Source organism: Paraburkholderia sp. SSBN10T, assembly GCF_056619545.1.
The window spans coordinates 335,690-357,697 of sequence record NZ_JBWQQI010000002.1 but is presented as its reverse complement, the minus strand read 5'-3'; the positions used below and the strand labels follow the sequence as shown (position 1 = coordinate 357,697).

Here is a 22,008-nt window from a genome sequence, read left to right as displayed (position 1 = left end):
TCAGGCCTCCATCACGCGTCGTAGTGCTTCCCCAACCCGGCGAGGGCCGGGGAAATAGGCCCATTCCTGCGCATGCGGATACGGCGTGTCCCAGCCGGTGACCCGTTCGATCGGCGCTTCCAGATGGTAAAAGCAGTGCTCCTGCACAAGCGACACCAATTCCGCGCCGTAGCCGCAGGTGCGCGTCGCCTCGTGGACGACCACGCAACGCCGCGTCTTGCGCACCGACTTGACGATGGCGTCGAGATCGAGCGGCCACAACGAGCGCAGGTCGATCACCTCCGCGTCGATGCCGGTTTCTTCCGCCGCCGCGAGCGACACGTGGACCGTGGTCCCGTACGTCAGCACCGTCACCGCATTGCCGGGGCGCGCGACCGCCGCCGTATCGAGCGGCACGGTGTAGTAGCCCTCGGGCACCGCGTTCGACGGATGCTTCGCCCACGACGTGACCGGCCGTTCGTGATGGCCGTCGAACGGTCCGTTGTAGAGCCGCTTGGGTTCGAGGAAGATCACCGGATCGTCGTTCTCGATGGAGGCGATCAGGAGTCCTTTGGCGTCGTACGGATTCGAAGGCATCACCGTACGCAATCCGCAGACCTGGGTGAACATCGCCTCGGGGCTCTGGCTGTGCGTCTGGCCGCCGTAGATGCCGCCGCCGCACGGCATGCGGATGGTCATCGGTGCGGTGAATTGCCCTGCGGAGCGATAGCGCAAGCGCGCCCCCTCGGAGACGATCTGGTCCGACGCCGGGTAGAAGTAGTCGGCGAACTGGATCTCGCACACCGGCCGCAGGCCGTACGCCCCCATGCCGACCGCCGCGCCGACAATGCCGCCTTCGGAGATCGGCGCGTCGAACACGCGCGAGGTGCCGTACTTCGCCTGCAGACCCTCGGTGCAACGAAACACGCCGCCGAAATAGCCCACGTCCTGGCCGAACACCACGACGTTGTCGTCGCGCCCGAGCATCACATCCATCGCCGAGCGCAGCGCCTGGATCATCGTCATCGGTTTGGTGGCCGAGTTCGTCTCTTTGATCGTGTCGAATTCCGCCATGTTCATACTCCCAGTTCTTGGCGCTGACGGCGCAGGTGTTCCGGCATGTCTTTATAGACATCTTCGAACATGGTGGCCGGACTCCAAAAGCGTTCGTCGTTCAGCGTGCCGAATTGTTCGGCTTCCTTCTGCGCCGCGATGACCTCGGCTTCGAGCGAGGCCACCAGCTCGTCGTGCAATTGATCCGACCAGATGCCCTTCGCGTTGAGGTGCTTCCTGAAACGCGCGATCGGGTCGCCCAGCGGGAAATCGCTCCAGTCGTCGCCGGGGCGGTATTTCGAGGGATCGTCGGAGGTCGAATGCGCGCCTGCGCGGTAGGTGACCCACTCGATCAGCGTCGGCCCGAGGTTGCGGCGGGCGCGCTGCGCCGCCCAGCACGAGGCCGCGTACACGGCGAGATAGTCGTTGCCGTCGACGCGCAGCGAGGCGATGCCGCAGCCGACGCCGCGCCCTGCAAAGGTCGTGCCTTCGCCACCGGCGATGGCCTGGAAGGTCGAGATGGCCCACTGGTTGTTGACCACGTTCAGGATGACCGGAGCGCGATAGACGTGGGCGAAGGTGAGCGCGGTGTGGAAATCGGACTCGGCGGTCGCGCCGTCGCCGATCCACGCCGAGGCGATCTTCGTGTCGCCCTTGATGGCCGAAGCCATCGCCCAGCCCACCGCCTGGATGAACTGCGTGGCGAGGTTGCCGGAGATCGAGAAGAAGCCGGCTTCACGGTCGGAATACATCACCGGCAACTGGCGGCCTTTGAGCGGGTCCGCTTCGTTCGACATCAACTGGCACATCATGCTGACCAGCGACACTTCGCGCGCCATCAGGATGCTCTGCTGCCGGTAGGTCGGAAAGCACATGTCGTCGCGCCGCAAGGCCATGGCCTGGGCCGCGCCGATCGCCTCTTCGCCGAGGCTTTGCATGTAGAACGAGATTTTTTTCTGGCGCTGGGCGATCAGCATGCGGGCATCGAAGATGCGCGTCTTGAGCATGGCACGCATGCCGGCGAGCAGTTGCTCGTCAGTGAGATCCGGAGCCCAGGGGCCGACTGCGTGGCCTTGATCGTCGAGGACGCGCACGAGGCTGCGCGCGAGGTCGCTGGTTTCGATGGGGCTGACGTCGATTGGCGGTTTGCGTACCGCGCCGGCGGGGGAAAGATGCAGGTAGGAAAAGTCGGTTCTGCGGCCAGGGCGCCCGGTTGGCTCCGGCACATGCAGACGCAACGGCTCAGGCTGGCTCGTTGGGCTCATTGTGTGTCTCCACGCTTGATTGTGTCTCACGCTGATAGGCTGCTCGCCCGGGGTAGCCGGACGAACGCCGCGCCGGCGCGCGTTGTAGCGCGCGCTGGTCTCTTATGAGTTTAGGCAATCTGGGAAAGGGGTTCGATGTTCGATGCGCTCATTCGGGGTGAGCGTGTTTGCCATGGCGGGTGGGGTGGCGAGGGCGGTGGTTTTGAGTACTGAGACGCGGGTGTTTTGTCCGACTGATGAGGTGCGGCGGAGATTTGCGCCTTATTGGTATCTGATTCGGCCGGTTAGTGGGCTTATCAGGCGGCGGATGTTGGGGCGGATTCGGGACGAGGCGGAGGGGTTGGCTTTGGGTTTGTGAGGCGTAAACGCTCCTTGGGGACGAGTGATGCCCTCACAGGCTGTCGAAATACACCTCGCCGGTGGGCGGCATGCTTTTTCAAAGAGCAGTCGCATCGACTTGGTTCGTGTCGATTTGATGCAGAACGTCCTTAAATCCGACGACCGAGCGGCACCGGTCGAACTTCCGAAGCAGCGGATAAATCCGCTGCACCGCGGTCAACTAACCGCACCCGTCGCTGCGAGGATTTAGCCCGCGTACTCGCCGCGCAGCGCCCTTCGCAAAACTTCCGCGACGTCGTGGTGATCGTCGAGCAGCGTGTCGTTTCCGACGCAACTCCAGATCGGCCGCCCCTCATAATTCAGGGAATCAGTGGTAGTGAATAGGGAATCGATTGCCGCGGTGGCCGTTACCCCCGGTGGGAGTACGAAAATCTCGGAAGCCCCCGCGATGAGCGCATTCCTCCCATCGTCGATTGCGGCGACGAACTGGTGCAAGTTCGGTTCTTGATCCGATTCGCGCGCGCCGAGAAACTGGTAGTGGACGTTCGAATCTGGGACGGACGCGGTCCAAAGACCGCCGACTTTCTCTATCTTCAATGCAGGCATAAACACCTCCAAAATAAAGTTTGACTTGATGGCGAGCGCTGGATGCTTTGTGTGAACCGCGCTCGCAGCACAAGGTTAGATGGGGTGTGCTTGAAGCTGAATGGGCCAAACGTACTGTCGGAGGTTATGTGACGCGCAGTCGCCACGCGCGGAGATGGGTGAGCACCCGTGAGTGTTGTTCTGGTGTTCTGGAGCTCACCGCAGTTTCTCGTCAGCTCGGCGGCATCGGCAGGCACTGTTCCTGTGTTTGCCGCTTTCTCGAGGCGAGTCGCCCAGCGGACATTGATCCAGGCCGGGCTAGCAGGCGTCTTCAGCAACGAAAACGTGGTGTTCGGGCCGGGCGGACGACGGATGCTGCCTTCGCCGCGGCAAGGGCACCGTCCAGACTACCCGGCCCATGCCGGCCGGGATCTACCGCCGCGCGATGAAATCGATCTCGACGCGGGCGTTTTTCGCCAGACCGGTGACACCAATGCAGGTCCGAGCGGGAAATCGTCCAGCCTGGAAGTAGGTGCTGTAAACCGCGTTCATTCGATCGTAATCCTCATTGAAATGCGTGAGGAACACGCGCGCACACAATACATGCGACAGATCGAGGCCACACCCCGCCAGCACCGTCTTCAGGTTGGCCATCACGGCGTGCGTCTGCGCCTCGACGCCTTCAGGGTACGGGCTGTCGATTGAAGACCCGCTAAACGGCATCTGTCCGGTGACGAACACCCAGCCTTCGGATTCAACGGCGTGACTGAAAGGCGCAACTGGATCAGGCGCACCGGCAATCATGTGGAACAACGGGTTCATGGAAACGCCTCCTTTATAGCGTCAAAGAAAATCAAGCTGCGCCGCAGCAGCACCGCGCGAATGGATGGGACGGCAACTGCATTGTGCATACCAACGGTCAAGGAGCCGTAAATTGAAAATTGAGCAATTCATCACCGAATCGTATCCCGTCCCGCAACGAGCTCATGTATGGGGGAAGATACCGAAGCCGCATAGGCTGTATCCTGCAAGGCGACACGGTCGAACGTCACTATCGGGGAACTGACGCGACCCGATGAGCCAAACAAATCTATGCCGACAAAATCGCGACTCTCAGTTGCGCGCGCTGACCTCAGCTCGCATCGAAGTGCGCCGACGTGCATCAATACATATCATTTTTGCGCGAAAGTAATTCAACGAAAAGACATGCCTCAAGGCCGCGAGCATCGCATCCAGCGGCTAGGTGCACAAAAACCACTCAGCCAAGCGGAACCCGAATGCGGCGAGAGGACCACACGGTGGTCGCCGTGGCGCGGCCCACTCTCCCCTACCCGGCCCCCGGATACTCCACTTGGATTTTACGGTGGCCTCGGCATGCTACCCGCTGACGACATCGTCCGCCTCTTCTCCGCAAATGACTGGCGGCTGCTGTAGTTGCTATCCTCGTCCCGCAAGGCCGCTGTTAGTCAAGAAACGTCCGTCAAGGAGAAGAATTGCGGGAATTGCCCTCTCGACTGATGAATACGCCGCGCCCGCGGCCGTTTGATCTCGACGATTTCACGTTTCTTGGGCGTGATGGGGATCGTGGGGTTGCGTTTGGGCTGACCGGGGCGTTTTGGCAGACGGATTATGGGTTGGTTGAGGTTCGGTCTGCGGAGGAGTTTGTGGCGAATGATCGGGTGGATGTTTGTCGGCTTGTGATGGGCTTCACGGTCGAAGCTGGGGTAGCGGGGGCGGCGGTGTTGAGTACTGAGACGCGGGTGCTTTGTCCGACTGATGAGGTGCGGCGGAGATTTGCTCCTTATTGGTATGTCATTCGGCCGGTTAGTGGGCTTATTCGGAGGCGGATGTTGGGGCGGATTCGGGAGGAGGCGGAGGGGGTGGTGAGGGGCGGTTGGCGGGGGTTTTGGTTCTGTTAGCTGCGACTGCGTGTGCCTTGTTTGGAGAAGGGCAGCAGGTAGTCGCAATTCAAGAACGAGAAAAACAGGGGCAAGTCGTGTTGGACATGTGCCAGAATTGGCGCAGCCGGATGAGATCGAACTCCCCCTGCCTAATCAGGGCAGCCCACGTCCCGCGCGGCAACGCTCGAAGCCACCGTGGGACATCTGACGGACGAAGCCGCTTGCAGTTATAGAGTTGCGTGCACCTTGACCAGCATTACAACGCCCCACAATCAGGCAAACGAAATCACCAGCTTCTTGCCGCACGCGGCCGCTTATTTGCGCGACGACTCGTTGCGGTTATTCGCCAATACCTAACTGAGCCTCAAGCTGGCTGAGGATAAACGGTAGGATTCCACCGGTAATCCGCACTGCTCCAGTCGCTGTAAACGTCACCTGCCCCTTCAAGCCTTGTTCCACAATTTCATAGGACGAGTGATCGGCCGCAAATTGCAATTGATCGAGAAATAGCAATCGCTCTGGCTCTATACCCTCCTTGGAGGCGAGTTCAATACGCGCTACTACGCGATGCTCAGTCGACGTGCCTACACCACGAAGGCCCACAAGCCGGAAGTCATCACAGCGCTTCAGCATCTGCGCTTGCTGTTTCGGCGTGAACACCTCTGGCTCGATGGACATGCCCATCCCTCCAATGCGCTCTAGCGCGTTAAATAGTTCGCGAGTTCCTCTAGGTGGATCAGTAATTCGCATCCACAAGAAGTCGCTACTCGGGTACAAATTGAGCGTAATTTGTTCGACGCTCCTGAAAGTTTGACTCGTCCGATTACCCGCTTCGTCGAAGCTGATTGCGACAATGGAGGAGCGCCACAGAAAGCGCAGATTGTTCGCTCCCGCTCCGCCTTCAAAAGCGGGCAAAAAACCTGAATTTGCGTCGATCGAAAATTTGGCGGCCTTTATACGACGTAAAAATGCCCCAGGAGCGCCCGCCACCCGAATCCGATACCACTTTAAACGTGTCACGGTTTGTCCTCCTGAAGCGAGGAGTTGAGGACGCGTATTTGCTCTCGTGCTCGAACCTCAATTGCACGTGCCACGGCGTCGATTTCGACGGTCGTCGGGCCTCGACGCTGCCTCAGCAGCCGACCGTTATCGTCGAGCTCATGAACGCCGTGAAGAATATAGGAGAAACCCGTGCAGTCGGTCGGGTTCGCAAAAGTAGCTTCGATGTCAAACCCAAATCCTAGGCCGAGACGCTCAGTTGCGATCCACCTTGCTCTTACGATGTAGTAGGATTTCTCTTGTGTAAGTTCGCGAAGCAGATCAGACCGCGATACCCCATTCCCGCGAAGAAGCACTTTTTCTATGTGGCTTTCTCCACCCTCATCGATGACCGTATCGTCTTCTTCCGAATTGTCAGGCTTTGCTTTGTAAACAAAAACATCTGTGACATCTCGGTGAATATAGTCGGCCAAGCCCGTCATGAGATCATAAAAAAACTTGCTTCGAACGGTATGACTCTTTTGATGAAAAAGAGTTATCTCTGATCGTTCAAACTTCACCAGTGCGTCATCTTCCATGGCCCGAACCAATTGATCTCGAACGATTTCGACATGACCAGATTGAGTGCTTCGGATAACGATTTCATCCTTCTCACGTATGAGCTCGATGTATCCCTCTTTATGCTGTACTTGACTGAATTCCGAGCGACGAAAATCGACCTCTGTATATCGGAAATTCAACACAATTGATGAACCAGTGTTCACGACTTGCAGCGTATCGCCGTTACTCAATACCTTTTGGCGCACAACTTCGACAGCGCGGGCAATCGAATCATTCGAAATTTCCCCTTTCAGATCAAGCGCGGTTACTCGCTCTTGGCGTTTATTAATACCGAGCCGACGCGACAAATCCTGATGATCAATGGAATCGTGGGTCAGCCTGCTGAAGAACATTGCCAATTCTTGGCGGCCTGTCTGCTTTGAACAAACTATATTCCGGCGTCGGAACATTGCCTGAATAGTATCTTGATCCACCTTGGACTGATTCAAAGCATCAAAAACATTCTTATCGGACGCGTAGTAAAGCGACGGACCATTATTCATGATTCTCTCCAACCGATTTCCGACACACTGTATGAAGTCGTGACTGCGACGACACGCTCCAAGAGAATGTTATTGAGAATCTCCCTACGTGCCGGGTCGAGGCCCCACGACTTCACATATCGCTCTTTCGCGGCCGAGAAATTGCTAAGGTAGTCCGCATTCGGATTTTCGTCGACCATCCTGATTCGAATCTCTTTATTCTCATCGAGGAGTTGATACCGCGAAAGACTATCCAAAAAGTACTCGAATTCTGGCGCGGAAGCCCCGGGGCGGTTGTAATACACCACGAAACCTTGCGGGTTTCCGTCATATGCCTCGAAGGTAAGAATAAAGTACGGCGCCGTAAGTGCTTCGATGGTGGCAGCTTGTCCTGACACTTCACCACGTCGACGTGACATAACAAGGTCAGGATAATAGAAAGAATATTTCTCTGGCACCAACTTTTGATATTTCAATCGAACGATATCATTGGTAATCGTATAGAGACGATTGATGTCAGTGGGGCCTAAAAAGTGAACATATACATTAGGAGCAATAGGAACAGTCGATAGGTCCGTCTTCGCGATGGCCTTTTGGAATTCGTCAACATGTTTGCCGTCGTGATTGTGTACGAATAACAAACCACGAATATCAAATTGCTCATCATCGGGGATGGAGTAGGCCTGTCGCCACGCGTTCGAGCCTTGAGCACATTCCACAGTCATCGCGAGCGACTCGATTGCTGCTCGTATCTTCACCGTTCCAATTGACGTTTTAGCGTAACTCTTTAGATCGGTTAGCAAATAGACGCGTCGATCTAGATATGGATCATCGTAAAAGAAGATCACATCTGCCGGATGAGTCAGTTTCGGCGTTGGTTTTTTGCCTTTTGAGGTATGCCCCTTGTTGTGGCATGGGAAATTTTGATCACGTCTTGGATGAACGTTCCAGCGAAAGAACGAAAAAATATCTTCGGAAAGACGATTCGCAATCTCGCCAATATTTACGGTTTCTGCCATCTGCCCCTCTGAAGTGGCGTTACCAGTTGCCCGGACGAAAGAGGGTACCTCTCACAGCGCTTCCAATTATTATTGGACCCGCCCGCACCCATCAAAGCTCCTGGCGTTATAAGTGTTATCCCTGCTGCATTGTTTTTCCGAACAGCGATTGTAGTGCCATCAGGCAATCAGTCATTAGTCACGTTAACGACACGGAGTGTGCTCTGCTTGAATTCGGTTGCCAGCTCACCCGGGAAAACGATAAGGGCCGGGGACGCATAATACAAACCCAGCCAAATCGTCAAAATGTCCGACATCTTTAAATCATCGGCAACAGTAGCTGTACAACCGACCGGCCAACATGCAGTGCAAGATGCGTGTATCTCTCCGTCACAATAATAAACGAGTGCCCAAGCAGGTCTTTCATCACATACAGCGACACACCACCCATAGCCGAACCCACGACCGCCTAGCTTGGGCAGTCCACGCCCCACGCGGCAAGATACGAAGCCATCGCGGGGCGCGGGCTGGACTTCAATCACGCGAATAGCTTCAACACGATCAGAAACGCGGCTAGTCCCACACCGGCCCATTTCAGTTGCATTCTCGTTTCGGGGAGATTCCAATATCTCGATTCGGCATGATTCCTCAGGTTCACGACTAACTGCGCGCCTCTGGCTTCCGCCCGCGTTATTGCCGCCAAACAGCCTATGATGCTGGCTTGGCTCCACAAGACCGGCATCGTCTCGTGATTCTTCGATAGTTGATGGAAACTTTGTCGGAACGCGCGAAGATTCTCATAGACATAGGCCACATCCCCGGACATGGCCGGGCCTAACAGGCCGATCTTTCCCGCGTTCTCATCGAACAGCGGGCTTGGCGGAGCAGGCCACTCTGGCAAGGTGAGCTTTTGCCCATCACGCAGACCCTTCTCCATGTTCTCCAAGCCTGTCTTAATCCAAGGTATCGCCTCACTATGCGATTGGAGTTCGCCTGCGAGCGCACCCGCCAGCGCACGGCCATCGCGAAAGCGCTTGTAATCTTCGGCCAGAAAGTTATTGACGTATCCGCCCGCCAACACGCCAGCAATCGCGATCAGCGCGGCATTGAGCTCAGCCATGTTTATCCTCGTTCGAATGGGCCACGGCTGAGTGTAATCGAACGGCGGTGCTATGCTGAAGTGCTCCCCTCCAGCTTGATTACGCCCACTAGGAGACGACATGAATCGAGACGAAATTTTGGATGCGCTTCCGAGTGAGGAAGAATTTCGGGCCGAGCCAAACTACGGAAAGAAGGAAATTGTCGAAAACCTTATCAGAGCGGTTCTCGATCAAGTAGCTGGCGAACATCGCGACCCGGATCGTTGGGAAGCTGATCTCATAGCTGCGGCGATCGGATATGTGCTGTCGGACTATTACTTTGCGGCGTCTACGGCGGTTGTCAAGGCGCTTGCACCACCCGAAGAGCGAGCAGACCCCGAATCGTGGGCGAGGATCGATGACACTCCGACAACTGGCGCACTCCGAAATGCGCTTGACTATGCTGCCACGAAACCAGCGCGAAACGGCTAACTAATGACAACTGCCTTGACCGGGCAGTTACAGCCGTGCCGTGCATCGGCGTCATACCTAACGGGACGCGTGAAGGGCGCTTGACGGGCGCGGCTTCGTTAAAACGGCCTGAGAGCGCTTGCGCGGCGCCGCCCTTGGGCTCCCCCTTCTACTATCACTCAACGCCCTGGACAGCCTCAACTACTTAGCCAAAAAAGCGGCGATTGCTGGCACATTACTGATATCGAAGCGCGCTTAAAGGAGCGTCACCGTATGGAAGCGGTCAAGCGGGTGTGGAAAGACCCGGTATGGAGCAAACTAATCGCAGGGGTTATTGCGACCTTCAGCGGAGTTATGTGGGTTCGCGTCGAGGGATATTTAACCGTATCCACCCCGCAAAGGATCGCAGCGGCCGTGCGTGATCTCGCGATGACAGACACACACATGACCGTTTTGCTGTTCTCTTTCATTACCCTTGCCGCACTGATTATCGGCGCTTGGGGAATGCGTTCCTACTTAAGACGAACTGAGCAACTGATAGGCGATCTTCCGACGCGCGTCGGAACGGCAAATCCACGTTCGCCACTGCTGCCTCAGAGGGACTATCTGACCGATGTGATTTACGGAATTCGTTGGCGTTGGGTTGTATTGCCGAATGGTCACGTAGGTAATCTAAAAATGTTCTGCGCCGAATGCGACTATGAACTGCAGAACTTCGCATTTAGAGGGCCTTTGCAAATGGTCTGTCAGTGCAATGGGTGCGGGCACGAGGCGGAAATTCCGATTACAAATCCTAGTGAAGTTTTCCGGAAGGTAACACTAGAAGCCGAGCGCAGAATTCGTACGGGCGAGTGGAAGAAGTCGCTACAGACCGAGCGCATCACATCATGGCTCCATGTAGGCAGTGGTCACCGCTGGTAAACTGAGTGGGCCTAGTCAATTCCGATAGGGCGCAACCTAGCGGAAATCGTCGGACTGCTGTCGGACACTAAGCGGGTAGAAAGGGATAGAATTTGTACCGGATAGCGCAGACTTGAAGGACGCAAGCCCATGATTCCAAACGACAAATTGGCGCGCCCGGCTGGGATCGAACCAGCAACCCCTGCCTTCGGAGGGCAGTACTCTATCCATTGAGCTACGGGCGCATCGACATGAGAAACGAAAAACACGAAAGCGCCACGAAAGCAGCGCTAAAGCGAGACCGAGAGAATACCCGGTTTCCGGCGACCCGTCCACCGACCGCCCTGGAGAGGCCCCGCCAGCCTCCACGCCGCACCGCCATCCAACACCACCGATACGGGTAAACGCCCGCTGAAGACCCCCAGCGCCGGCTCGCCGCCGCCGAAACCTTCCGTCTATAATCGTCCGTGGCTGATAAAGAAAAAAGAAAAGGTCGTTGCCGTCACGCTGTACCGCTCACAATACCCACGGGAGACGAGACAAGCATGAGCGAAGCACCAAATAATCACGAAGCCCCGATCAAAACCCCCGCGCAGCTCGTTGCCGCGATCATCGCTGGTTTTGCTGTTCCGATCGTCATCATCGTCCTGCTCGCGGTCTACGCGGACAACTGGATCCGCACCGGTGCCGGTACCGACAGTCTCTCGGACGCCGAGGTCAGCGCCCGCATCGCGCCGCTCGCCCAGGTCGACATTCGCGACGCCAACGCGCCGCGCGCCTACAAGACCGGCGAGGAAGTCTACAAGGCCGTCTGCTCGGCCTGTCACGCCACCGGCTCAGCAGGCGCCCCGAAATTCACCAACTCCGCCGACTGGGCGCCACGCATCGCGCAAGGCTTCGACACGCTCTGGCACACCGCCTTGACCGGCAAGGGTGCGATGCCGGCACGCGGCGGCACCAGCCCGGACGACTATAGCGACTACGAAATTGCCCGCGCCGTCGTCTATATGGCGAACAATTCGGGCGCCAGCTTTGCCGAACCGCCGGTGCCCACCGCGGCGCAAGCGGCGTCAGGCGCGACCGCGGCGGCGGCCCCCGCGTCCGGCGCCACTGCCGACGCAGGCACAGCGGCGTCCCAGGCAGCGGCGGCGCTGGCCGCGATTGCCAGCGCACCGGCAGCCGCGCCCAGCGGCGCGACCGAGAGCGCGGACGCTTCGCAGGCCGGCAAGGTGCTTTACCAGACGGTCTGCCAGGCGTGTCACGCCGCCGGGGTCCTGAATGCGCCGAAGTTCGGCGACAAGGATGCGTGGGCGCCGCGTCTCAAGGACCCAATGGACACGATTTACAACTACGCCCTGCATGGCAAGGGCGCGATGCCGCCTAAAGGCGGGTCGAACGCATCCGATGCCGACGTGAAGGCAGCTGTTGACTACATGATCAGCGCGGCAAAATAAGCGGCGGGTGGCGCGGCGGCTTTAGCTTCGACACCAGCCAGCAAGACTTGCAGACTAAAAAGAAATCCCTGCAACGTGACAACAACACGGGCAGGGATTTTTTACGTTCAGGCGTTGCTCCGTGGCGCAACGGGCATGGCGGGCACAGCGAAGGCACGGACAAAAGCCAGCGCCGGGATCGACCCGGCCAGCGCCTCAAGATGCTCACGCAGCGCGGCGGGCGCCAGCCACGGATAACTCAACCCTTCCTGCAACGCCGCCAGCAAGTCGCCTTCAGGATCGGGCACCACATCCATCCGCTCGATGTGGATATGAAAAGCGCTCACGCGCCCGGCATCCGCCGTCGCATCCGAACCGAACGTCCACCGGTACACCCCATGCCCGACGCGCAACGCCTGCGTCGCCGGCTCGCGCATCACCACGAGCCACGGCAACGCTTCGATCACGTCGTTCACCACCGCCAGCGAATCGCACACATAGTAGGTACGGCACTGCGCATACTGCGCTCCGAAATCGCTGACCAGCGTCCTCGCGATCGCCGCCGTCCCGACCGTGCGGGCCGGGAACGCGATATTCGAGGTTGCGAGAGAAAAGGTGAGAACGGCGTCGGACGCGAACACTTCGGCGATGCGCTCGGCACGCGTGTTGTCCTTCGCGTCAATATAGGTTTCGAGCGCGCTGCGGTAGCGCGCGAGCGGCAAACTGGTCATGCGGGCGGATCTCCGTTGAGCGGGCCGCGCCACTGTAGCGTGCCGCCGCTCCGGCAGCGCCGATGGACCTGCCGCAAGCGGGGTCTTGCCGAAGAACCCCGCCGCCATCCTGCTCAAGGCTTCTGCAGCAACGCCTTCAAACTCGCCAGCCGGTCCTTCGGCGACATCGGCGCTTCCTCAGCCGTCGGCGGCGGCGCCTCGTCCAGCCCCATTTCGGGAATGAAGCGCGACGGTTCGCACACCACCGTCTCCCGCGCCCGCTTGCGCTTCTTGCACCAGTTCAGATGCAAGCTGCGCTGCGCCCGCGTAATCGCCACGTACATCAGGCGGCGTTCTTCCTCGATGCGGGCATCGTCGATCGGCGCATCGTCCGAGCCGCCTCGGTGCGGCATGATGCCTTCCTCGACGCCCACCAGAAACACGTGCGGATACTCGAGTCCCTTCGACGCGTGCACGGTGGAGAGCCGCACCGCGTCCGGATCTTCCTCTTTGCCTTCGAGCATCGACATCAGCGCGACCGTCTGGATCAGCCCCAGCAGGTTCTTGCCGGTGTCGGCGAGGCCGTCCGCATTGTCGTAGCCGGTGGCTTCGCTGCCCGCCTCGGGCTCGGGCTTGGTGCCCTTGCGTTTCAACCACTCGATAAACTCGAGCACGTTCTGCCATTTCGACTGCGCCTGGCGCTCGTCGAACGCGTCGTACAGGTAGGCTTCGTAGTGGATCGCGTCCATCAGGTCGTTGAGCACCTCGCTGGCGGGATCTTTTTCCGCGCGGTCGGTGAGGCGCTGCATGAAATCGCAGAAGGTCCGCAGCGGCTCGACCTGGCGCGCCGACAAGCGCGCCTCGATGCCGCCCATATACACCGCCTCGAACAGCGACACTTTCGCCTGACCCGCAAACGACCCAAGCGCTTCCAGCGTCGTATTGCCCACGCCGCGCCGTGGCGTGGTGATGGCGCGGATGAACGCGGGATCGTCGTCGGCATTGGCGATCAGGCGCAGATACGCGCAGATATCCTTGATCTCCGCCTTGTCGAAGAACGATTGCCCGCCCGACAGCACATAGGGAATCCGCTCGCGCCGCAGCACCTGTTCGAAGATGCGCGCCTGGAAATTGCCGCGATACAGGATCGCGTAGTCGCGAAACTGCGCGCGCCGCTCGAACTTGTGCGCCGACAACCGGAACACCACGGATTCGGCTTCGTGCTCTTCGTCGTTGCAGCCTGTCACGGTAATCGTGTCGCCCATGCCGTGTTCGGACCACAGCTTCTTCTCGAACAGCTTCGGATTGTTGGCGATCACGTTGTTGGCAGCGGTCAGAATCCGTACCGTCGACCGGTAGTTCTGCTCCAGCTTCACCAGATGCAGTTTCGGAAAGTCCTTGCCGAGCTGCGCGAGGTTTTCCAGCGTCGCGCCGCGCCAGCCGTAGATGGCCTGGTCATCGTCGCCCACCGCCGTGAACGCGGCGCGCGGGCCAGCCAGTTGCTTCAGCAGCTCGTACTGGCACGCATTCGTGTCCTGGTACTCGTCGATCAGCAGATAGCGCAGCTTGTTCTGCCAGCGCTCGCGCACCTGTTCGTTCCTGGCGAAGAGTTCGGCGGGCAGGCGGATCAGATCGTCGAAGTCCACCGCCTGATACGCGTGCAGCGTGGCGACGTAGTTGCGGTAGACAATCGCCGCCTGATGCTCGTCCTCGTTCGCCGCGATCGCCATCGCCTCTTCCGGCATGATCAGGCCGTTCTTCCACAGCGAGATGATCGACTGGATCTTGCGGATGAAGCCCTTATCGGTGGAGCCGACCTGCTCCTGGATCATGCCGAAGCAGTCGTCCGAATCCATGATCGAGAATTGCGGCTTCAGGCCGACGTGCTCCGCTTCCTGGCGCAGAATCTGCACGCCGAGCGAGTGGAACGTGCACACCGTCAACTGATTGACGGGCACCTTGCGGCCTTCCTTGCCGGGCGTCGTCAGCGTCTTGCCTTCGAGCAGTTTGCCGACGCGCTCGCGCATTTCCGCAGCGGCCTTGTTCGTGAAGGTGACGGCCGCAATATGGCGCGGCTCGAAACCTTTGACTTCGATCAGGTGCGCAATCTTCTGCGTAATCACGCGCGTCTTGCCGCTTCCTGCGCCGGCGAGCACAAGACAAGGACCATCGAGATAGCGCACCGCTTCGTTTTGAGCGGGATTCAGGCCTGCAGACATCGTGTGTGGGCGGGGGTGTAGCGGTTGAGGGCGCGGTGCGGTGCTGCGATGGACCTGCCGGCCAATCCGTCTCGCGCGAGAGCAGCGATGTTAACACGAACACCTGACGAACCCCGTGACACGCCCTCGCCCAAGTCCTCCCGCGCGAGGCATGCCACAATGACAGGCCACGCGCCGCCGCCGCGGTGGCAAAGCGGCGCGCCTTCTTGCAGGAAACTCACATGTCTGCACCGCTCAAAACAGGATTGATGGGTTACGGTTTCGCCGGCGCGACCTTCCACGCGCCGGTCATCGAACACTGCGGCCGGGCCACCGTCGCCGCGATTGCGACCAGCAAGGCCGAGCAGGCCCGCGCCGACTATCCGCGCGCCGCCGTCGTGTCGGACCTCGACGCACTGCTCGCGCTCGACGATATCCAATGCGTGGTGATCGCCACGCCGAACGACACCCATTTCGAACTCGCCAAACGCACGCTCGAAGCCGGCAAGCACGTCGTGGTCGACAAGCCAGTCACGCTGACGGCCACCGAAGCGCTCACGCTCGCCAACCTGGCGCTGGCGCACGGCCTCACCTTTGCGCCGTTTCACAACCGCCGCTGGGACGGCGATTTCCTCACCGTTCGCGACTTGCTGGCGAGCGGCGAGCTGGGCCGCATCACCCACTACGAGTCGCACTTCGACCGCTTCCGTCCGGATGTGCGGCCGCGCTGGCGCGAGGAAGCGTCGCGCGGCGGCGGCCTGCTGTTCGATCTCGGGCCGCATCTGATCGACCAGGCGCTCACGCTGTTCGGCACGCCGGCCACCGTATCGGCGACGGTCAAGACCCATCGCGACGGCGGCGGCGCGCCCGACTATGTGCATCTGCAACTCGGCTATGCCGATCTCGAAGTCGTGCTGCACGCGAGCGCCCTCACCGCGCTGGCGCCGCCGCGCTTCGCCATCGACGGCACGCGCGGCAGCTACGTCAAACGCGAACTCGACACCCAGGAAGATCAGTTGAAGGCCGGCCTGCGCCCCGGCGACGCCGGTTTTGCCGGCGGCAATGCAGCAGGCCTGCTGCGGGTGCTCGACGCCGCGGGTCAGGAGGTCGAACGTGCCCTGCCGACCCGCGACGGCGACTACGTCGGCTTCTATCGCGCGCTCGCGGCCACCATCCTCGACGGCGAGCGTTTCCCGGTCAGTCCGCAGGATGCTGTCGACGTCATGACGATCATCGAACTGGCCGCGCGCAGCGAGGCGGAAGGCTGTCGTCTGCCGTTCGAACGAATCCGCTGAGATTGCCGCCCAAGTCAGCACAATTCACGACTTACATGCCAGCAGCCGCTGCTAACAGTTCCGAAAGGAACGCCCCGTTACAATATATTGCCGTTTTCAGGTCATCGTGTAGCAGCGGCTAGCCGTTGCTACACGGTATCGATCTGAGCATCGATCACAAAAGATGACGACAAGACAAGGAGTGGGTATGCAACGTTTCATCCGTGCGCTGGCTGGTTTGGCGCTGGCTTCCTCGCTGGCCGCTTGCGTGGTCTCGCCGCCTCCGCAGGCGCCGGCGCCGCACCCTGACCAGCACGAAATCGCCATTGAGCGCCTGAATCAGGTTTTTGGCCGCATCGACAACCTGAACCGCCGCATCGACAATCACGTCAATCAAGGCTACTACCCGCCCCCGCAAGGCGGCGCACTGCATCACCGCCTCGACGTGATCCGTCAGGAAGCGCACGACATGTCGGCTCAGCATGGTGGCGGCCTGTCCGGCGACGAACAGCGCGTGCTGAACCAGGAACTCGACGGCGCAGCTCACGCAATCGGCGAGTAAGCCTGCAGCAATCTGCTGTCACGGCAAAGGCGCGGGAGTCACTCCCCGCGCTTTTTTTTGGCGCGCGCCAAGCGCAGCGCGCCGCCGCGCCACGCTGCGAAGCCTTCAATTGACAAGCCTGTGGGCCTCGCGTACATTCGCCGCACGCGTCGGGAGAGCGCGCTGGCCGCCATGTTTTTAGCAGGCCGCGCCGCCGAAGGGGCACACCCGCAAACTCTCAGGCAAAAGGACCGACCGCGTCGAAAAACCCGTCTGATTCCGGCATGTTCCGGGCTTTCTTCAGACACCGGTTTTTCGCACTCTGGAGAGCGGCAGTAGCCAGCGGTCTCGACTCTCGTCGAACCAGGCAGGCTGCCCACCGAAGGGGCGCGCGTTTCACCGTGACGGCTTGCAAAGCATTGCAAATCCGCACGGCGGCGCAATCTCTCAGGTATCGAGGACAGAGGGGTCATGCATGGCATCGCTCGCAGGCATTCTTGCCGCGAGGGATCAAACCGCATGGCCTTTTTGCTATCCGTCGAATTGCCTGAGGCCCTGATGACCGAACTCAAACACACCCCGCTTAACGCCACCCATCGCGCGCTGAAAGCCCGCATGGTCGATTTCGGCGGCTGGGACATGCCCGTCAACTACGGCTCGCAAATCGACGAACACCACGCCGTGCGCAGCGACGCCGGCATGTTCGACGTGTCGCACATGTGCGTGGTCGATTTCACCGGCGAGCGCGTGCGCGCCTTCTTCGAACACGCGCTTGCCAACAATGTCGGCAAGCTGCAAACGCCGGGCCGCGCGCTCTATTCCTGCCTGTTGAACCCGAACGGCGGTGTGATCGACGATCTGATCGTCTATTACTTCAGCGAGACGCACTTCCGCCTCGTCGTCAACGCCGGCACCGCCGAGAAAGACGTCGTCTGGTTCAGCCAGCTCAACACCGAAGGCAGCTACGGCCTGACCATCGCGCCGCGCCGCGATCTGTCGATCGTCGCCGTGCAAGGTCCGAATGCGCGCGAAAAAGTCTGGCAAGTCGCGCCGTCCAGCCGCACCTCGACCGAACTACTCAAGCCGTTTAACGCCGCAATCGTCGACAACACGCCGTTTGGCGAATTGATGATTGCCCGCACCGGCTATACCGGCGAAGACGGTTTCGAAATCGTGCTGCCGGCCACTTCCGTATGCGAGTTCTGGGACGCGCTGCAGCGCCAGGGCGTGCGCCCGGCCGGTCTCGGTGCACGCGACACGCTGCGCCTCGAAGCCGGCATGAACCTGTACGGCCAGGATATGGACGACAACGTCTCGCCGCTCGACGCCGGCCTCGCCTGGACCGTGGATCTGACCTCGCCGCGCGACTTCGTCGGCAAGGCGAAGCTCGAAGCCGACGGTTGCCGCTCCGCGTTCGTCGGCCTGATCCTGCAAAAGGAAAACGGCAAGGCAGGCGGCGTGCTGCGCGCCCATCAGAAGGTCGTCACGCCTTACGGCGACGGCGAAATCACCAGCGGCACGTTCTCGCCCACCATGCAGGAATCCATCGCCTTCGCACGTGTGCCGAAGGACGTGAAACCCGGCGATATCGTCCACGTGCAAATCCGTGATAAAGCCCTTCCCGCAAGCGTGGTAAAACTGCCGTTCGTGCGCAACGGCAAAGTGCTTGCTGCTTAAGCGTCGTCGCGTGCGCTTTCTCTTTTAAGTCAATACCGAACACACCGCATAGGAGCATCCGATGAGCATCCCGGCCGATCTGAAATACACCGAATCGCACGAATGGGTCCGCACCGAAGCAGACGGCACGCTGACGGTCGGCATCACCGACCACGCGCAAGAAGCGCTCGGCGACATCGTCTTCTTCGAAGTCCAGGAACTGGGCAAGACCGTCAGCGCCGGCGACACCGTCGCGGTCATCGAATCCGTGAAAGCCGCTTCCGATATCTACGCGCCGGTCTCGGGCGAAATCATCGAAGCGAACACGACCGTCGCCGACACCCCGGACGCCGTCAACACGACGCCGTACGAAAGCTGGCTGTTCAAGATCAAGCCGGCAGCGGACGCAACGCATGACCGCCTGATCGACGCCGACGCGTACAGCAAGTCGATCGGCGCCTAAATATTTAACCGTCAGGTGCGGCGTCCGCTGAACGCGGACGGCCGCACCGCCAGGAACACCTCATGAAGCTCGAACACCCGGATCGTCTGATGAACCGCACTCCTCTCTCGCTCGCCGCGCTCGAAGTGCATGACGCCTTCGCTGAACGGCACATCGGCCCGGATTCGGCCGACCAGCAAGCGATGCTCGAAGCCCTCGGCTTCGCCTCGCGCGCCGCGCTGATCGACGCCGTGATTCCGCAGACGATCCGCCGCAGCGAAACGCTGCCGCTCGGCCCCTTCGCCCAACCGAAGAGCGAAGCCGAAGCGCTCGCCGCGCTGCGTGAACTGGCGGACAAGAACCAGGTGTTCCGCTCGTATATCGGACAGGGCTATTACAACGCGCACACCCCGACGGTGATCCTGCGCAACGTCCTCGAAAACCCGGCGTGGTACACGGCTTACACGCCGTATCAGCCGGAAATCTCGCAAGGCCGTCTCGAAGCGCTGCTGAACTTCCAGCAGATGATCATCGATTTGACCGGCCTCGCCATTTCCAACGCGTCGCTGCTCGACGAGGCGACCGCCGCCGCCGAAGCCATGACGCTGCTGCAGCGCGTGGGCAAGCCGAAGTCGAATATCTTCTACGTCGCCGACGACGTGCTGCCGCAAACCATCGAAGTGGTGAAGACGCGCGCCATCCCGGTCGGCATCGAAGTGAAGGTCGGTCCGGCTGCGGAGGCCGCGAACGCCAACGCGTTCGGCGTGCTGCTGCAGTACCCCGGCGTGAACGGCGATGTGCGCGACTACCGCGCGCTCGCTGAAGCGATCCATGCAGCGGGCGGCCATGTGGTCGTTGCCGCCGATCTGCTCGCCCTCACCATGCTCACTCCCCCGGGCGAATGGGGCGCGGACGTGGCCGTCGGCAATACGCAGCGTTTCGGCGTGCCGGTCGGCTTCGGCGGCCCGCACGCGGCGTACCTTGCCGTGCGCGACGAATTCAAGCGGCAAATGCCGGGCCGTCTGGTCGGCGTGACCGTCGATGCCCAAGGCAAGCCCGCCCTGCGTCTCGCGCTGCAAACGCGCGAACAGCACATCCGCCGCGAAAAGGCGACCTCGAACGTGTGTACCGCGCAAGCGTTGCTCGCGATCATGGCCAGCATGTACGCGGTCTATCACGGCCCGCACGGCCTGAAGACGATCGCCCAGCGCGTGAACCGCATCGCTGCGCTGCTTGCAGCCGGTGCGAAAAAACTCGGCTACACGCTCGTCAACGAAACCTTCTTCGACACGCTCACGTTCGAAACCGGCGCCCGTACCCAGGCGCTGCATGACGCCGCGACTGCGAAGCGCATCAACCTGCGCCGCGTGAGCGACACACGCGTGGGCATCTCGATCGACGAAACCACCAAGCGCAGCGACCTGGCCGATCTGCTGGCAGCGTTCGCGCAAGCGGCGTTCGTCGACGAAGCGCCGCAAATCGACGCGCTCGACGCCGAACTGCCGGTGGAAAGCACGATGCCGGCGGCGCTCGAACGCACCAGCGCGTACCTCACGCACCATGTGTTCAACCGTCATCATTCGGAAACGGAAATGCTGCGCTACCTGCGCAGCCTCTCCGACAAGGATCTGGCGCTCGACCGCTCGATGATCCCGCTCGGCTCCTGCACGATGAAGCTGAACGCGACCTCGGAGATGCTGCCGGTCACCTGGCCCGAGTTCGGTCAGATTCACCCGTTCGCGCCGGCTGAGCAAACCGTCGGCTACCGCGAAATGATCGATCAGCTCGAGCAGATGCTGGTGGCGGCAACCGGCTACGCGGCGGTCTCGTTGCAGCCGAACGCCGGCTCGCAAGGCGAATACGCGGGTCTGTTGATCATCCACGCGTACCACGCTTCGCGCGGCGAAGGTCATCGCAACGTCTGCCTGATTCCCGCTTCGGCGCACGGCACGAACCCGGCGTCGGCACAGATGGCCGGCATGCAGGTCGTCGTGGTGGCTTGCGACGCGCAAGGCAACGTCGATATCGAAGACCTGAAGGCGAAGGCCGCGCAACACGCGGACAAGCTGGCCGCGATCATGATCACGTACCCGTCGACGCACGGCGTGTTCGAAGCGAACGTGCGCGAAATCTGCGAAATCGTGCACGCGCACGGCGGCCAGGTGTATGTGGACGGCGCGAACATGAACGCGATGGTCGGCCTCACGGCGCCGGGCCAGTTCGGCGGCGACGTCTCGCACCTGAACCTGCACAAGACTTTCTGCATTCCGCACGGCGGCGGCGGCCCGGGCGTCGGTCCGGTCGCGGTCGGCGCGCACCTCGCGAAGTTCCTGCCGAACCAGGTTTCGTCGGGCTATGAACGCACGCCTGACGGCATCGGCGCAGTCTCCGCCGCGCCTTACGGCTCCGCTTCGATCCTGCCGATCTCGTGGATGTACATCGCAATGATGGGCGCGAAGAACCTCACCGCTGCCACCGAAACCGCGATCCTCAACGCCAACTACGTCGCCAACAAGTTGGCGCCGCACTACCCGGTGCTGTACTCGGGCCCCGGCGGATTGGTCGCGCACGAGTGCATTCTCGATCTGCGTCCGCTCAAGGAAACCAGCGGCATCACCGTCGACGACGTCGCCAAGCGCCTCGCCGACTACGGCTTCCACGCCCCGACGATGAGCTTCCCGGTGCCGGGCACGCTGATGGTCGAGCCGACCGAATCGGAATCGAAGGAAGAACTCGACCGCTTTATCGAAGCGATGATTGCGATCCGCGAGGAAATCCGCGCCGTCGAAGAAGGCCGCTCGGACCGCGAAGACAATCCGCTCAAGCATGCGCCGCACACCGCGGCCGTCGTGATTGCCGACGACTGGAAGCATGCGTATACGCGCGAAACCGCCGCATACCCGCTGCCGTCGCTGATCGCGAAGAAGTATTGGCCGCCTGTCGGCCGTGCAGACAACGTGTATGGCGACCGCAATCTGTTCTGCTCCTGCGTGCCGATCGCGGATTACGCGTAACGCCGCCGCAGTAGCTGCCTTGAACCGCGCACCGCCTTACGGCGGCGTGCGGTCCTGTCGTTCGCGCCCGGGAACGGCTAACATCACAC

General features: G+C 60.6%; 18 protein-coding genes, 1 tRNA gene and 2 riboswitches. Of the genes, 8 read left to right on the top strand and 11 right to left on the bottom strand.

Annotated elements, in window-relative coordinates:
* The 8 genes from AC1ECK_RS04195 to AC1ECK_RS04160 form a co-directional block, all read right to left on the bottom strand.
* On the bottom strand, positions 1–1,053 hold the full coding sequence (locus AC1ECK_RS04195; RefSeq protein WP_480316165.1) for an alpha-ketoacid dehydrogenase subunit beta: 1,053 nt from the start codon (positions 1,051–1,053) through the stop codon (positions 1–3).
* Between the two features lie 2 nt (positions 1,054–1,055).
* A complete protein-coding gene (locus tag AC1ECK_RS04190; protein ID WP_480316163.1) occupies positions 1,056–2,297 on the bottom strand; it encodes a thiamine pyrophosphate-dependent enzyme in 1,242 nt (413 codons plus the stop codon).
* A gap of 585 nt (positions 2,298–2,882) precedes the next feature.
* On the bottom strand, positions 2,883–3,242 hold the full coding sequence (locus AC1ECK_RS04185; protein WP_480316161.1) for a hypothetical protein: 360 nt from the start codon (positions 3,240–3,242) through the stop codon (positions 2,883–2,885).
* Between the two features lie 411 nt (positions 3,243–3,653).
* Positions 3,654–4,043 carry a RidA family protein gene (locus tag AC1ECK_RS04180; RefSeq protein ID WP_480316159.1) on the bottom strand — a complete coding sequence of 130 codons (390 nt, stop codon included), beginning with the start codon at positions 4,041–4,043 and terminating at the stop codon, positions 3,654–3,656.
* A gap of 1,418 nt (positions 4,044–5,461) precedes the next feature.
* Positions 5,462–6,142 carry a hypothetical protein gene (locus tag AC1ECK_RS04175; protein ID WP_480316157.1) on the bottom strand — a complete coding sequence of 227 codons (681 nt, stop codon included), beginning with the start codon at positions 6,140–6,142 and terminating at the stop codon, positions 5,462–5,464.
* Positions 6,139–7,224, bottom strand: coding sequence for a hypothetical protein (locus tag AC1ECK_RS04170; protein WP_480316155.1), 1,086 nt, complete (start codon positions 7,222–7,224; stop codon positions 6,139–6,141). Before AC1ECK_RS04170 ends, AC1ECK_RS04175 begins: the two co-directional genes overlap by 4 nt.
* Positions 7,221–8,222: a PD-(D/E)XK nuclease domain-containing protein gene (locus AC1ECK_RS04165; RefSeq protein WP_480316153.1), complete on the bottom strand. Its 1,002-nt coding sequence runs from the start codon at positions 8,220–8,222 to the stop codon at positions 7,221–7,223. Before AC1ECK_RS04165 ends, AC1ECK_RS04170 begins: the two co-directional genes overlap by 4 nt.
* A gap of 517 nt (positions 8,223–8,739) precedes the next feature.
* Positions 8,740–9,321, bottom strand: a complete 582-nt coding sequence (locus AC1ECK_RS04160) for a hypothetical protein (RefSeq protein ID WP_480316151.1) — start codon at positions 9,319–9,321, stop codon at positions 8,740–8,742.
* Between the two features lie 100 nt (positions 9,322–9,421).
* On the opposite strand from AC1ECK_RS04160, the gene AC1ECK_RS04155 reads away from it, so the two are divergent.
* Complete coding sequence (locus tag AC1ECK_RS04155; protein WP_480316149.1) at positions 9,422–9,772, top strand: hypothetical protein; 351 nt, start codon at positions 9,422–9,424, stop codon at positions 9,770–9,772.
* Between the two features lie 252 nt (positions 9,773–10,024).
* A complete protein-coding gene (locus AC1ECK_RS04150; protein ID WP_480316147.1) occupies positions 10,025–10,672 on the top strand; it encodes a hypothetical protein in 648 nt (215 codons plus the stop codon).
* A 148-nt stretch (positions 10,673–10,820) separates the two neighbouring features.
* Here AC1ECK_RS04150 and AC1ECK_RS04145 read toward each other — a convergent pair.
* Positions 10,821–10,896 (bottom strand) — tRNA-Arg (locus AC1ECK_RS04145).
* A 300-nt stretch (positions 10,897–11,196) separates the two neighbouring features.
* On the opposite strand from AC1ECK_RS04145, the gene AC1ECK_RS04140 reads away from it, so the two are divergent.
* The gene (locus AC1ECK_RS04140; protein WP_480316145.1) at positions 11,197–12,105 is read left to right on the top strand and encodes a c-type cytochrome; all 909 of its coding nucleotides are present in this window, start codon (positions 11,197–11,199) and stop codon (positions 12,103–12,105) included.
* A gap of 107 nt (positions 12,106–12,212) precedes the next feature.
* Here the strand turns inward: AC1ECK_RS04140 and AC1ECK_RS04135 are convergent, their stop codons facing one another.
* Together AC1ECK_RS04135 and AC1ECK_RS04130 are read right to left on the bottom strand one after the other, a co-directional pair.
* Positions 12,213–12,815 carry a hypothetical protein gene (locus tag AC1ECK_RS04135; RefSeq protein WP_480316143.1) on the bottom strand — a complete coding sequence of 201 codons (603 nt, stop codon included), beginning with the start codon at positions 12,813–12,815 and terminating at the stop codon, positions 12,213–12,215.
* A gap of 113 nt (positions 12,816–12,928) precedes the next feature.
* Positions 12,929–15,013, bottom strand: a complete 2,085-nt coding sequence (locus AC1ECK_RS04130; RefSeq protein ID WP_480316141.1) for a UvrD-helicase domain-containing protein — start codon at positions 15,011–15,013, stop codon at positions 12,929–12,931.
* A gap of 221 nt (positions 15,014–15,234) precedes the next feature.
* Between AC1ECK_RS04130 and AC1ECK_RS04125 the strand changes: the two genes are divergently transcribed.
* The 5 genes from AC1ECK_RS04125 (at position 15,235) to gcvP (ending at position 21,919) form a co-directional block, all read left to right on the top strand.
* Positions 15,235–16,287, top strand: coding sequence for an oxidoreductase (locus AC1ECK_RS04125; RefSeq protein ID WP_480316139.1), 1,053 nt, complete (start codon positions 15,235–15,237; stop codon positions 16,285–16,287).
* A 187-nt stretch (positions 16,288–16,474) separates the two neighbouring features.
* On the top strand, positions 16,475–16,828 hold the full coding sequence (locus AC1ECK_RS04120; RefSeq protein ID WP_480316137.1) for a hypothetical protein: 354 nt from the start codon (positions 16,475–16,477) through the stop codon (positions 16,826–16,828).
* A 140-nt stretch (positions 16,829–16,968) separates the two neighbouring features.
* Positions 16,969–17,071: riboswitch (glycine riboswitch) on the top strand.
* A gap of 48 nt (positions 17,072–17,119) precedes the next feature.
* Positions 17,120–17,281, top strand: a riboswitch (glycine riboswitch).
* An 84-nt stretch (positions 17,282–17,365) separates the two neighbouring features.
* On the top strand, positions 17,366–18,484 hold the full coding sequence (gene gcvT, locus AC1ECK_RS04115) for a glycine cleavage system aminomethyltransferase GcvT (RefSeq protein WP_480316135.1): 1,119 nt from the start codon (positions 17,366–17,368) through the stop codon (positions 18,482–18,484).
* A gap of 61 nt (positions 18,485–18,545) precedes the next feature.
* The gene (gene gcvH, locus AC1ECK_RS04110) at positions 18,546–18,926 is read left to right on the top strand and encodes a glycine cleavage system protein GcvH (RefSeq protein ID WP_480316133.1); all 381 of its coding nucleotides are present in this window, start codon (positions 18,546–18,548) and stop codon (positions 18,924–18,926) included.
* A 62-nt stretch (positions 18,927–18,988) separates the two neighbouring features.
* A complete protein-coding gene (gcvP, locus tag AC1ECK_RS04105; protein WP_480316131.1) occupies positions 18,989–21,919 on the top strand; it encodes an aminomethyl-transferring glycine dehydrogenase in 2,931 nt (976 codons plus the stop codon).
* The last annotated feature ends 89 nt before the right edge of the window (positions 21,920–22,008 follow it).